Genomic DNA, 13,985 nt, shown 5'->3' on the forward strand with positions numbered 1-13,985 from the left:
AGGTGAAGCAATGGAAAATAAAAGTATAATAGGAATTATTTTATTTTTTTTCTTTGTGATGATAGGAGGATTTGTAGGACTCTTTGTAGGACATGCTTTTTCGAAAACATCACAACCTGTTTCGATTCCTGTAGCTAAAGTACAACCTGAAACAACAGATGATGAAATTTCTGACTCAGAAGAGAAAGATAAGGAAATACCTTCCATTGAAATAGATGAGTTAGAGGATTTAAATTATGTACTAGATATATGGAAACAAATTATGCTTCAAACAGCAAATCAAAAGATGGATAAAAAAGATGCTATAGAAAAGATGTATACTCTCTCAAATGAAACATATAAAAGAAATGTTCCTCAAGGAGCTTCTTTATATAGAATAAAAAATATACTATTAAATAATGGAAAAGATAATTTTAAAGATTTTACTTATTCTAGTATTGATTATCATGGAGAAAATATAGCTTATGTTCATGTGAAAGAAACTTATGAAACAAAAGAATATTCATATATATTGAAATTTATCAAAGAAAAAAATCAATGGGGCTTTGCGGCTCAATTAAGAGAAAGAGGCATATAATGAAAAAATGGATTGTATTTTTTATGATCTTATTTCTTTTTCAAATAAAAGCTTATGCAGATCCAGTTATATTAGAAGAAAATAATATGACACCAGATAAAAATTCTTCTATGGACATCATTTCTACCAATAGCCAAATACATATAAAAAATAAAAAATGTTATATTGAAAATGATTTTATTTTTAAAAATTTTAAAAAAGAAAAGATGACGATGGGTATTTTATATGATGGGGTATATGATGTAAAAATTTCTTCGGAAGAGAAAGAAATATCTACTTTTATACACAAAGGACAAAAAAATCAAAAATGGTATATTTGGGAAATACCTACTACAAAAGAACAAGTAAATGTAAAGATTTCTTATTGTAAAGAAAATATTATAGATCCTTTAGGAGGAGAGAATATTAGATATTCTTTACCACAAAATCATATTCATTATGGAAAAGTTACCTTTATTTTTGATGAGGGGTTAGATCCTCAAGATATTAAAGTAAAAGGATATGAAAAATATGAGAAGAAAGAACAAGTAAATATAGAGATGAATCCTAAAGAAAATGAAATGGTTTGGACTATATATGATCATATGAATCCCTTTAACATTGAATTATACTATAGAGATTATAGAAAAATAGAAAAAGAAAAATTATTAGATCAAGAAAAAAGAACTCAAAAAGAAATAAAAGAGATAAAAGAATTAGGAAAAAAAGCATATGATTCTTATATAAATGGAGAATATGAGAAATCAATAGAGTATATAAATGATATGGATTTATATAAAAAAAATAAGAATAAAGAAGTTTCAGAGTATGCTTTAAAAATGACAAATTTTTTGGATTATTATAGAGGATGTATCTACCAAACAAAAGGAAATACCAAAGATGCCATTTATTATTTTAAAAGTAGTGGAATTCTTTATAATAGAAATCTTTATGATCTTATTAATCTATATCATAATACAGGAAGTTTAGATGAGTATACAAAACTTTTAAAAGAAATTATGGAGAAAGAAGAGAGACAATCAGGAATAAGAATATGGGCTGAGCAAGAAATAGATCATCTACCTAATGGATTGAAAGAGCAGTATGGGATAGAAAAAAAATATGAAATAAAAGAAGAGAAAAATATAAAAAAAGATGAACAAAAATTTTCTTTTAAGGGTTTTTGGTTTTTTCATATGGGAATTACGGTCTTATTTTTGGTAGTATTTTGGAATATTAAAAAAAGATAGCAAATTAAAAAGGCAAAGGATAATCCTTTGCCTTTTTAATTTATAACATAATTTGTGCTAATATTCCAGCCGTTAAAAAAGATATGATAAAGCTTCCGATCCATATAAGAGCTGATTCTTGCCAGCTTCTTTCTTTAAAGATTACCATAATGGCTGCAATACAAGGTACAAATAAAGTAATCGCTACTAAAGAGATCACTACTTGTATAGGATTTAAAAGACCTTTATCAGCTAGTCCAGTAAGTCCAGCAGCACCAAAATCTCTTCTAATAATACCCATAATAAAAGTTTGAGCTGTTTCTTTAGGAAGTTTTAAAAATCCCACAGTAATAGGTGATAAAGCATCAGATATCATATCAAGTGCATGAGTGTATTGAAGAATTGTAATAATTACAGCTCCTAAAACAAATAAAGGTCCTGCTTCTTCAATAAACATTTTAGATTTTAAATATGTTTTTTTCAAAACATTTTTTAAAATAGGCATTCGAATAGGAGGCAAATCAATTAATAGATCTGTAGATTCTCCAGGCATAACTTTATTTAAAATGGTTCCTGTGAGTGCAAATACAATAAATATTGTCATTACATATAATAAAAGCATTTTCCCCCCAAGTGGAGCAATGAGTCCCACAATAACCCCAAGCTGTGCAGAGCATGGAATGGCAAGACCTAAAAGCATAGTTGCAATAAATCTTTCTCTTTTAGAACCTAAAAGACGTGTAGTAATGGTTGCCATAGTTACACAGCCAAAGCCTAAAATAATAGGGATAATAGCTCTTCCATTTAAACCTAAAAATGTCAGTAGTCGATCTACCAATGCAGCAATTCTAGGAAGGTATCCTGAGTCTTCCATAATAGAAAGTACAAAGTAAAAACCAACTACTAATGGAAGAAGTAGACCAAATAAATAAATAGGTGCCATTGTGAGAATTCCAAATTCTCCTATTAATAATTGACCTATAAAGCTTCCTTCATGAACAAAATTTTTCAATAGATTCATAATAAAATCATAATAATATTGACCCATAATGATTTCTTCGGTGATTCCTACTATAGTTTGAGCTACAAATACTCCAATGAGCTCATAAGTTAAAAACAAAACAAAAAATAAAATAGGAATACCTGTAATAGGTTTAAGCATCCATCTTCCAAGTTTTGTTTTAAAGGATGCACCTTGATTGGTTTGGGATATGACTTCTTCTACAATATGATCTACTCTGGCTCTTCTCCATTTATAAATTTCTTCTCTTTGACCATACTTGTTTTCTAGATTATGACGAGTGAGTACATTTTCATCTTCTTCTACTACTAAAAGGGCTTCAGCTTCTACATCTACTTTATCAATAACTTGATCCATCAATTCTTTTACATTAGCAATTCTATTTCCTACCTTTGCTCTTTCTAAAGCTTCTAGTATTTGAGTGATTCCTTCTTTTTTAGTTGCAGTAGTAGGAATTACTTCAACACCTAACTTTTTAGAAAGTTCTTCTATATTAATTTTAAGGCCATTTCTTTTTACTTCATCCATCATATTTAATGCGATGACAACAGGAATGCCCATATCAATAATTTGTTGCGTTAAAAAAAGATCTCTTTCTAAATGAACGGCATCTACTACATTTAATATTACATCTGCAAATAAAATCACATCTCTGGCGACTCTTTCCTCATCATTGAAAGAGGAGACACCGTATACTCCAGGAGTATCCATAACAACATGATCCTTATATTGGCCCATACTGATATCTACAGTTGTACCAGGAAAATTGGAAACATCTACATAAAGGCCAGTTAAAGCATTAAAGAAAACGGATTTTCCCACATTTGGATTGCCTGCCAAAACAATTTTGTTTGCTCCTTTTGGTATGGCCATATTGCAGACAGGATTGTGACAACTCATAAAAAACCTCCTTCATAAAGACTATGATATAGATTGAATAGTTATTTTCTTTGCTAAATTTCTTCCAATGGCTATTTCTTGCATTCTATTTTGAAGGATAATAGGACCTGCAGGAAGTTTCTCAGAACAAATTAATTTTGCTCCCTCATAGATTCCCAAACGAATAGCTTGTGCTCGAATGGTAGCATCAGGGATATGAATAATTTCTAACTTTTGACCTTTTGAAATTGTATCTAATGTCATAAAATAACCTCCTTGAAAATACAAAATGAAAAATATTATCAAAAGAAAAAAATATGTAACTTTAAGTCGATATCATAAGAATACAACAAATGAGAATGATTGTCAATGTTTAAAGATATATTTCTAAAAATATTTATTTTCAAAAAATAAAGTGAGTGTATATTTTAAATTTGTAATATATAGTTGATACATATAATGTTTATATATTTTAGGGTGAATATTCAAAAAAATATTTCTCAATATTATTATGTTTCATATTTTTATAAATCAGTTTTAGTGATGAATGAAAGGGATATAGATTGATAGAAGAAATTCAATGAAAATTGTGTTATAATAGGAATATTAGTATTTTACAAGTGAGGAGGCGTGGCCTATGAAAGTAAAGGATTATACCATCTATAGTCCATTGTCTATTCAAGAGAATAAAAGCCTTGATCATGCAAAAACATTATTTAAAAATCATTTTTTAGAGTTTATTCCTATTGTGGATCAACTTGGTCATATTCAAAATATTATATCAAGAAATAGTATGTATGAAATTATGTTAGACCAACAGCTTTCATTTGCCAGCATTGATGAACTTATAAAAGAGAAATTTGTAATGGTAGAAGAAGATGATCATATAGAGAAGGTATTTCCAGTTATAGACCAATATATTGTAGTAGTAGATGAAAATAAATGTTTTAAAGGATTTATTCAGAAAGATAAAATTATAAAAGATTATTTTCATAACCAACAATATTTGGCAAATGAATTGTATACTATACTAGATTCTACTTATAATGGGATTATTGCTATTAATCAAAATCAAAATATTATTGTTTATAATCACTCAGCAGAAACGATCCTTGGGTATAAGGTAGAAGAGGTTATGGGAAAGAATATTTCTGAGATTTTGGAAGAAACTAGACTTCCCGAAGTTTTGAAAACTGGAGAAAAGGAATTAGGGAAAAAAGAAATTTTTAATGGAAGAATGTTAATTATAAATAGAACGCCTATTATAAAGAATGATGAAATTGTTGGAGCCGTTGCCATCTTTCAAGATATTACAGACTTAAAGAGAATGACTCAAGCATTAGAAAATGAAAAAAATGCTACAGAAATATTAAGAACTATTATTGATAAAGCATATGAGGGAATCATAGTAGTGAATGAAAATGGATATATAACTATGATCAATAAACCTTATGCAGAATTTTTGGAACGGAAAAAGGAAGATATTATAGGAAAACATGCTACAGAAATTATTGATACTACAAGACTTCACATTGTGGTAAAAACTGGAAAAGAAGAATTGGGAGAAGTTCAAAAGGTAAGAGGGAAAAATATTGTAGTCATGAGAGTTCCTATTTACAAAGAAGGAAAAGTAGTAGGAGCTATTGGAAAAATAATGTTTAAAGATATACAAGAAGTCAATGTATTAGCATCTCGCGTGAATCAAATGGAAAATGAACTAAAATATTATAAAAATGCACTCAAGGAAGTAAGTGGTGTAAAATATAGTTTTGAAAATATTATTGGAGTAAGTAGTAAATTAAAAGAAACAAAATATTTAGCTGAAAAAGCTACACACACGAATTCTAATGTGCTCATTCGAGGAGAGAGTGGTACAGGTAAAGAGCTTTTTGCACATGCTATTCATGCAGCAAGTAATAGAGTGATGGGACCTTTTATTAAAGTAAATTGTGCAGCCATTCCAGCAGAACTTTTAGAGTCAGAATTATTTGGATATGAAGAAGGTGCTTTTACAGGTGCCAAAAGAGGAGGAAAAATAGGAAAGTTTGAAATGGCCAATGGAGGCAGTATTTTTTTAGATGAAATCGGAGATATGCCTCATAGTATGCAAGCAAAACTTTTAAGAGTTCTTCAAGAAAAAGAAGTAGAAAGAGTAGGAGGAATAAAAAATATTCCTTTAGATGTAAGAATTATTGCAGCTACCAATAGGAATCTTGAAGAAATGGTGAAAAATGGAGAATTTCGAGAGGATTTATATTATAGATTAAATGTAATGAGTGTTCATATACCTTCTCTTTCTGAAAGAATAGATGATTTAGAACCTCTTATTCATTATTTGCTCAAAAAAATATCAGAACAAGTAGGAAATTATGTAACAAAAATTTCACAAGATGCTATCCATCATTTAAAAAATTATTCATGGCCAGGAAATGTAAGAGAACTTGAAAATGTTTTAGAAAGAGCGATTAACTTAGTCGATTATGGAAAACAAATAGAAGTAGATCATCTTCCTATGCATATTCGAAAAATAGAAGTAACTACAAAAACAAGAGGGGATAAAGATCTCAAACAAATATTAGATGAGGTGGAAAAAGAAACAATATTAGATTGCTTAAATAGATTAAATGGAAATAGAACGAAAGCTGCTAAAGTTTTAAATATTAGTAGATCTAGTTTATATGAAAAGCTTTGGAAATATGGAATTGAATAAATATTATTTTATGGAAAAAGAAGGAATATTGTAAGTTGTATAGAATAAGTACCTATTAAGAAGTTCCTTTTTAGATTTGGAAATGCTACAGAAGTGGGCACCTATAGGTGCCCAAATTTTTTTGTATGGGAATTTTAAAAAATTGGTACATCTCCTGACAATTGATAAATGACATCTTTTCTTTCTACAATGATTTGGATTTTTTTCTTCATTTCTTCATTTTTTTGTATATGTTGAATAAGTTCTTTTGTAGGATTGATAGCAACAGGATATTTAACCATTTCAAACATAGAAAAATCTCCATTTGTATCTCCATAAGCATAACTTTCATTCATGTGAATATTATATTTTTCTTTAAAGAAAAGGATCGCATCTTTTTTATTTTCAGAATCCCACATTTGTTTGATTTCACCTGTAAAATTTCCATTTTCATCTATTAGATACTCAGTTCCTTTAAAATCGTGTACTGCATATTTATTAGCCATTTTTTCTACAAGATGAGTAGGACTTCCTGAAATAAAAATCACTTTATGACCCTGTTGTTGATGCCATGTAATTTTCTCACGAGTATATCGATAAACTCGATCTCCTTTCAAATGAATGACTTGATTGGCAATAAAGTCTATTTGAGATTTATTAAGGCCCTTCATAGAATCGATATATAAAGTTGCGATTTCAAGAAGATAATCATCATAATTTCCTTGTCTTTTATCCCAATTATTATAAGTGTCTTTGACATGACTGTGCCAAAGGGTAGGATCTAACACTTCGTATTTTAGAAGCTTTTTAAAATGTTCTACCATTAGGGAGTTTCTGTATAAAGTTCCATCAATATCAAAAAAAGCTGCAATTGTCATATTTTTACCTCCTGTATATTTAAATCAATGTAATGTATATGTATTGTAATATATTATATTGTACTATGTTTTTATCTTTCATAATACCATTTATGGATTATATTAACAATGATTTTAAACGAAATTTTAATTTATAAATATGATATGATCATAAAGAGATAGTGTAAACATTAAATTACAAATAGTAATATAGGAGAGGAGGCTTTTTAATTAGATTTAAATGTATAAATTACATATATATTGTAAAAGATTAAGGTTTATTTAAGGTTAAGATGATAATAAATTAAGCTAGGTATTTTATAATGGGTAATATATTAAATATAAGGAGTGATCATAAATATGAAAAATAAATTTTTATTAACAGCTATGGTTATGATTTTAGCAGTATCCGTTTCTGTAGCAGGATGTGGCAAAACTGAAAAGGATAAAACACAAGATGATCAAACAAATATGGAACAAACAGATCAAAATACGGATGATATGAAAAAAACACAAAAATTTGAAAGCTTTGGATTAGAATATAAACTTTCAGATTCTTGGGCAAAGGCAGTTGAAGAAAATACCCTTAGTTTAGAACCATATGGGGGTCAAGAGTCAGACAAAGAAAGAGAGATATTTGGTGAATTTGGATTTTCTTTTGTATCCAAAGAAGATATTAAATATATACAAGATCAAATGAAAGATGTAAAAACAGAAGAAGAACAAATGAAATTAATGATAGATTTTCAAAGTAAGTTTAAACCATTATTGAATATAGTTATTTTTAATAAAGACAAAGTAACGGATACAGGAAAAAATGAAGCGATTCATAAATTTAAAAATCATGAAAAATTAGGAGAGAAAGAGAATTATGAATTTTATTTTTTATATAATGATCAATATGATGATACAGGATTAAGTGATAATTCTAAAAAAGAATTTAAAGAAATAGTGGATGGCATTGAAGAATTTAAGAAATCCATAAAAATTTTTACCCCAATAACAGAAGAAGAAAAAATTAAAAATAGTGGAGTACAAAATATTGGAGATATTCAAACAAAAGATATTCATGGTAAATCTGTAGATAAAAGCATTTTTAAAGAAAATAAGTTAACGATAGTGGATATATGGGCAACTACTTGTGGACCTTGTGTGCAAGCTATGCCTGAACTTCAAAAACTAAAAGAAGAATTAAAAAAAGATCAAATCAATGTAATAGGAATTGTTGCAGATGCTGTTGATGATGAAACTATTGAAATTGCTAAGAAAATTGTAGATAAAAAAGGTGTAAAATATATGGATCTAGTGCCAGATGAAACTTTACAAAATGGTATACTACAAAGTATAACAGGAACCCCTACATTTATTTTTGTAGATGGTGATGGAAATATAGTAGGCAACCCAATTATCGGTGCTGATATTGAAAATATAAAGAAACAAGCGTTGGATTTAGTACAAAATGTGAAATAAATATATTCTACAATTGAAATTTTCAAAAAGAAAAGATGGTTTGAAAGGGGATGTATATGAGCAAAAGTAAAACACTAACTTATGGAGTCTTACTAGGAAGTATATGTATGATAGGAGCTGGCATATACAGAAATGAAGTAAATATAGTTTTAAAAAAAGCAGTTAATTTATGTTTGGAGTGTATAGGAATTGGATAAAAGAACTTTAACTCAAATTATTGCAAGTATAGCTGCTAATGGGAATATCAAAGGCTTTTTTGAAGGAAATATATTTAAAGGTAATTCTAAAAAACTATGCGTTCCAGGGTTAAATTGTTATTCTTGTCCAGGAGCATTAGGATCTTGTCCAATAGGTTCTCTTCAAGCAGTGATAGGAAGTATAAAATATAATTTCTCATTTTATGTAATTGGATTTATGTCTTTGATGGGGATTATATTTGGTAGATTTATTTGTGGATGGATATGTCCTTTTGGATTTATTCAAGATTTATTCTACAAAATACCATTTCCTAAAGTAGATGTGAATAAAAAAGTCAATAACTATTTGAAATATCTAAAATATGTGATATTGCTTATATTTGTAATCATTCTTCCTCTGGTTTTAGTCAATGATGTAGGAATGAGTGACCCTTATTTTTGCAAGTATATTTGTCCTGCTGGAACACTAGAAGGAGGAATACCTTTAGTTTTAATGAATGAATCATTAAGAGATACGGTTGGATATTTGTTTACATGGAAAGTAACTCTTTTGATCCTTACGGTTATATCTTCTATGATGATATACAGACCTTTTTGTAGATATATTTGTCCTTTAGGAGCATTTTATTCATTATTCAATCCTATAAGTTTTTATCAGTTAAAAGTAGATAGGGATAAATGTACTGAGTGTAGAGCTTGTTCAAAAAAATGTAAAATGAATATAGAAATCTATAAAAATCCTAATAGTATGGAATGTATAAGATGTGAAGAATGTATAGGAAGATGTCCTACAAAAGCAATTACAAGAAATCTTATAAGGAAAGATTGATAGTTTAAAAAACCACAAACATAATGTTTGTGGTTAAATATATTCTGCAAAATTTTTACCAAGTTGAAAGCATTGTTCTAAAGTTTCTTCAGAAGGTGTAAATTTCTTTTGTAGGGGTTCAAAAGGCATTTTAAAAGCCATTTGTTTTAATATTCCATGTGCCATTTTGATTCCTTCTCCACTCCATCCGAAAGATCCAAAAACTCCTGCAATTTTCCCCATATTTGCCATAGGATCAATAATAGATAAAAGATCCCATATAGGTTTTACCATAGTTTTATTAATGGTAGGAGAACCAATTAAAATTCCTTTAGATGTATTGATCATTTCATGTAGAGTTGCAAGATCTTCTTTTTCTGCATCTACAAACTTTACTTTTGCACCAGCAGCTTCCAATCCTTCTTTTATTTTTAGGGCCATCATTTCGGTATTTTTGTAAGCAGAAAGATAAACTACAGTTACTTGTTTTTGATTTCTGGTATTCATTTCCTCTTGAGACCAGTTAAAATAGTTTTGTATATTTTCCTCTGGCTTTTCTGATAAAATAGGGCCATGAGACGTTAATATAATTTTGATAGGAAGATTTTTTATTTTTTCATGAGCTTTTAAATAATGTTGAGCAAAAGGCTTCATAATACAATTGTAGTAGTGTTTAGATGCATCCTCATATTCATTTTTATGAACCTCTAAAGCATCTATACTACAGTAATGAGAACCAAAGCAGTCACAACTAAATAATACTTGATCAGCTTCACTATAGACAAACATAGTATCAGACCAATGTAGAAAAGGAGCAGTAATAAAGGTGAGTTTTCGACTTCCAATATCTAAAGTTTCACCATCAGAGATAATATGCATTTTAAATTCTTGGTTAACTTGTTCTTTTAAAAAGATACCTGCAGCTTTTGTGCAAAAAACTTCTATATGAGGATTGACTTCTAATATGTATTTTAAGCTTCCTGCATGATCTGGTTCTGTATGATTGATAATGACATAGTCAATAGATTGAAGATCTATTAATTTAGAAAGTTTTTCAAGATATTCTCCTTTAAAATTACTTTTTACAGTATCTATTAAAACTTTTTTCTCGTCATCAATAAAATAAGAATTATACGTAGAACCGTACGGAGTATGCATGATAATATCAAACACTTCTAAATTTGGATCTAGTACACCTGCCCAATAAATTTTATTTTTGATTTCAAAAGTATTCATAAAACATTCCTCCTTCTTTGTTTATATGTACATATTATTATGTGCTCTATGAGGACATAATATTTCTTGACAAATGAGTTAATCATTTTCTTGAAGAATATCTACAAGATTTTTAATGATTCGAGCTGTCATTCCCCATATGACATATTCATTATAAAAATAAAATAAAACAGGATATTTACCAGTACGCCATTTATAGTCTTTTCCACTAGGAATCATATGAAAAGGAAAATCATTTGGCATCTGAGCATGAAGATCTACATAATGCAGAATAGGTTTATTTTCTATAAAAAAATTTAAAGGAACTGTAAAAATTTTTGAAACTTCATCTTTGTTAAAATGAATTTTTTCTATAGGTATATTTTTAAGAGTTCCTAAAAAAGGATAAAGAATAAGGTTATAAGGAAGGACTAAAAAATCTAAATCTCCTAGAATACATATATTTGTAGGAGAGACATTTAATTCTTCACAAGTTTCTCGAATGGCGCATTCATAAGGAGATTCATTTTGTTCTAATTTTCCTCCAGGAAAACATATTTCTCTTGGTTGGATACTTAAATTTTCAGATCGAACTTCAAATAAAAGTTCAAGTTCATCTTTAACTTTTATAATAGGTACCAAAACAGAAAAAATATCATATTTTCCTTCAGGAGTAGCTTGTCTTTCTTTTATTTTTTGTTTTATATTATCTATATTCATAAAATCACCCAATCTTAATGTTAAAGTTAATGTAAAAGTTTATATATGAAAGTATTTAGAAAGTACTGAGTTTGTAGACAAAGTCATAAAAAACGTCACTGATTTTCAAATTTGGAAAATATGAAGAAACGATTGAAAATAGCATTACAAACTCGCTATGCTCAAACAGTGTAATGCTAATGATTTTCTCACTTATTCTATATTTTCACAAATTCTCAATAAATGTTCCTAATTTTTATGACTTTGCTAAAATATAGTTTGTCAGCAGACTGAGTACTTAGAAAGTACTTACTTATAGTATACAATATTTTTGAACAATTAAAAATATTTTTTCTTTCCAAAAAAATATTTAAATAAACAAAAAGAACAGGAAAACCTGTTCTTTAATTTTTAAAACTGTGTATAGGTGCAGGAATCCTTCCTCCACGATTTACAAAATCACAACTAGAGAATTTACTAACTGGCATAATAGGAGCGCTACCTAAAAGACCTCCAAAATGAACTTCATCACCTAATTTCTTTCCGTATACTGGGATCAGTCTTACAGCAGTTGTTTTTTGGTTAATCACACCAATAGCTGCTTCATCAGCAATAATACCGGATATGGTTTCCCAAGGAGTATCTCCAGGTATTGCAATCATATCCAGACCTACAGAGCATACACAAGTCATAGCCTCTAACTTTTCTAAATTTAATGAGCCTATATTTACTGCGTGAATCATCCCTTCATCTTCACTTACAGGAATAAATGCACCACTTAATCCACCTACACGTGATGATGCCATAATTCCACCTTTTTTTACTGCATCGTTGAGTAAAGCCAAAGCTGCTGTGGTTCCTGGAGCGCCACAGCTTTCGATACCTATTTCTTCTAAAATTCTACCTACACTATCTCCTACAGCAGGAGTCGGAGCAAGAGATAAATCTATAATCCCAAAAGGAACATTGAGCCTTTTAGATGCTTCGGCTCCTACTAATTGTCCCATTCTAGTAATTTTAAATGCAGTTTGTTTAATGGTTTCAGAAACCATATCAAAACTTTTCCCTTTTACTTTTTCTAGAGCTGCTTTGACTACACCAGGACCACTTACACCAATATTGATAATAGATTCTGCTTCGCCTACACCATGAAAAGCACCAGCCATAAAAGGATTATCTTCTACTGCATTTGCAAAGACTACAAGCTTTGCACAACCAATACTATCTTGATCTTTTGTAAGGAAAGCAGTTCTTTTGATAATTTGTCCCATATCTTTTACTGCATCCATATTGATGCCAGTTTTTGTGGAACCAATATTTACAGATGAGCAAACCATATCTGTAGAAGCTAAAGCTTCTGGAATAGAATTGATAAGAATTTGATCTCCCTTAGAATATCCTTTATGAACTAAAGCAGAGAAGCCTCCTATAAAATTTACACCTACGGCTTTAGCTGCATCATCTAATGTTTTTGCAAAAGCTACATAATCTGTATCTGTACTAGATTGAGCAATGAGGGAGATAGGTGTTACAGAAATTCTTTTATGAATGATGGGAACTCCATATTCTTTTTCTATTTCTTCTCCTACCTTTACTAGATTTTGTGCATAATTTGTAATTTTATCATACATTTTTATTCTTGATTTTTTACCATCTGTATCACAGCAATCTAATAAAGAAATACCCATAGTAATCGTTCGAATATCTAATTTTTCTTTTTCAATCATGTGGATGGTTTCTAGAATATGATTAGAATTCATATTGTTCATCTCCTATTGTGAAATTTTGTGCATAGCTTCAAATATTTCTTCATGTTGAATTTTGATAGAAACTCCTAAGTATTCACCTATATTACTTAGTTTTTGTTGGATAGCTTCAAAGCTACAATTGATTTTTTGAAGATCTACAATCATAATCATAGTAAAATAATCTTGTAAAATAGTTTGACTAATATCTAATACATTGATTTGATTTTCAGCCAAAGTACTTGTGACTTTAGAAATAATCCCGATTTTATCTTTCCCAATTACTGTAACTACTGCTTTCATTACAAATCATCTCCTTGTATAATTGAATATAAACAAAAAAAGACTATATAGATATAGTCTCTGGAGAGTTATATCCTCTGTCCTTTTACCTGAGAGATTCACCATACTATGGCTTTCCCCTTCGGTGCTCTTAAGAGTCTCTCCAGAGGTTCGTCCAATAGCGGTTGATCATCTTCCACTATCTTCATCCGACCCTATTTAATTATGTTAAGTATTGTAACATAAAAGAGAAGAGACAATCAAGTGTAAATTATAAAAGCATCATGCTTAATAAAAATAAATAGTGATATTGGAAATGTATTGAATTTATTGAATAT

Annotated in this window: 13 protein-coding genes and 1 riboswitch; of the genes, 6 read left to right on the forward strand and 7 right to left on the reverse strand. The window is 29.1% G+C overall.

All coding sequences use genetic code 11. The features are described from left to right. Positions 1-10: 10 nt before the first annotated feature. Complete coding sequence (locus BN2409_RS07305) at positions 11-577, forward strand: hypothetical protein (protein WP_053955975.1); 567 nt, start codon at positions 11-13, stop codon at positions 575-577. After that, complete coding sequence (locus tag BN2409_RS07310; RefSeq protein WP_053955976.1) at positions 577-1,806, forward strand: tetratricopeptide repeat protein; 1,230 nt, start codon at positions 577-579, stop codon at positions 1,804-1,806. Before BN2409_RS07305 ends, BN2409_RS07310 begins: the two co-directional genes overlap by 1 nt. A gap of 40 nt (positions 1,807-1,846) precedes the next feature. Here the strand turns inward: BN2409_RS07310 and feoB are convergent, their stop codons facing one another. After that, positions 1,847-3,706 (reverse strand): ferrous iron transport protein B, encoded by a 1,860-nt coding sequence (feoB, locus tag BN2409_RS07315; protein ID WP_053955977.1) that lies wholly within the window; start codon positions 3,704-3,706, stop codon positions 1,847-1,849. A gap of 21 nt (positions 3,707-3,727) precedes the next feature. Then, a complete protein-coding gene (locus BN2409_RS07320) occupies positions 3,728-3,949 on the reverse strand; it encodes a FeoA family protein (protein ID WP_053955978.1) in 222 nt (73 codons plus the stop codon). 373 nt (positions 3,950-4,322) lie between these two features. On the opposite strand from BN2409_RS07320, the gene BN2409_RS07325 reads away from it, so the two are divergent. Then, a complete protein-coding gene (locus BN2409_RS07325; RefSeq protein WP_110943000.1) occupies positions 4,323-6,395 on the forward strand; it encodes a sigma 54-interacting transcriptional regulator in 2,073 nt (690 codons plus the stop codon). A gap of 134 nt (positions 6,396-6,529) precedes the next feature. Here the strand turns inward: BN2409_RS07325 and BN2409_RS07330 are convergent, their stop codons facing one another. Beyond that, entirely contained in the window at positions 6,530-7,252 is a 723-nt protein-coding gene (locus BN2409_RS07330; protein ID WP_053955979.1) for an HAD family hydrolase, read from the reverse strand. A gap of 339 nt (positions 7,253-7,591) precedes the next feature. Between BN2409_RS07330 and BN2409_RS07335 the strand changes: the two genes are divergently transcribed. From BN2409_RS07335 to BN2409_RS07340, 3 genes are read left to right on the forward strand one after another with little or no spacing between them, the layout of a single operon-like run. Beyond that, on the forward strand, positions 7,592-8,701 hold the full coding sequence (locus BN2409_RS07335) for a TlpA disulfide reductase family protein (RefSeq protein ID WP_053955980.1): 1,110 nt from the start codon (positions 7,592-7,594) through the stop codon (positions 8,699-8,701). A gap of 56 nt (positions 8,702-8,757) precedes the next feature. Continuing rightward, positions 8,758-8,898, forward strand: a complete 141-nt coding sequence (locus tag BN2409_RS17145; protein WP_199872943.1) for a CD1871A family CXXC motif-containing protein — start codon at positions 8,758-8,760, stop codon at positions 8,896-8,898. After that, complete coding sequence (locus BN2409_RS07340; protein ID WP_053955981.1) at positions 8,891-9,727, forward strand: 4Fe-4S binding protein; 837 nt, start codon at positions 8,891-8,893, stop codon at positions 9,725-9,727. The genes BN2409_RS17145 and BN2409_RS07340 overlap by 8 nt, the downstream gene beginning before the upstream one ends. 33 nt (positions 9,728-9,760) lie before the next feature. Here BN2409_RS07340 and BN2409_RS07345 read toward each other — a convergent pair whose 3' ends face one another. The 4 genes from BN2409_RS07345 to BN2409_RS07360 all read right to left on the reverse strand — a co-directional run bounded on the left by BN2409_RS07345 (position 9,761) and on the right by BN2409_RS07360 (position 13,668). After that, a complete protein-coding gene (locus BN2409_RS07345; RefSeq protein WP_053955982.1) occupies positions 9,761-10,942 on the reverse strand; it encodes an FprA family A-type flavoprotein in 1,182 nt (393 codons plus the stop codon). A 78-nt stretch (positions 10,943-11,020) separates the two neighbouring features. Beyond that, positions 11,021-11,641, reverse strand: coding sequence for an NUDIX hydrolase (locus BN2409_RS07350; protein WP_053955983.1), 621 nt, complete (start codon positions 11,639-11,641; stop codon positions 11,021-11,023). Between the two features lie 383 nt (positions 11,642-12,024). Then, a complete protein-coding gene (locus tag BN2409_RS07355) occupies positions 12,025-13,389 on the reverse strand; it encodes a DUF711 family protein (RefSeq protein WP_479691174.1) in 1,365 nt (454 codons plus the stop codon). 3 nt (positions 13,390-13,392) lie between these two features. Next, positions 13,393-13,668, reverse strand: a complete 276-nt coding sequence (locus BN2409_RS07360) for an ACT domain-containing protein (RefSeq protein ID WP_053955985.1) — start codon at positions 13,666-13,668, stop codon at positions 13,393-13,395. A gap of 67 nt (positions 13,669-13,735) precedes the next feature. Then, positions 13,736-13,824: riboswitch (glycine riboswitch) on the reverse strand. Between the last annotated feature and the right edge of the window lie 161 nt (positions 13,825-13,985).

The sequence above is a fragment of the Inediibacterium massiliense genome, assembly GCF_001282725.1.
In the GTDB taxonomy this organism is placed as follows: domain Bacteria; phylum Bacillota; class Clostridia; order Peptostreptococcales; family Thermotaleaceae; genus Anaerophilus; species Anaerophilus massiliensis.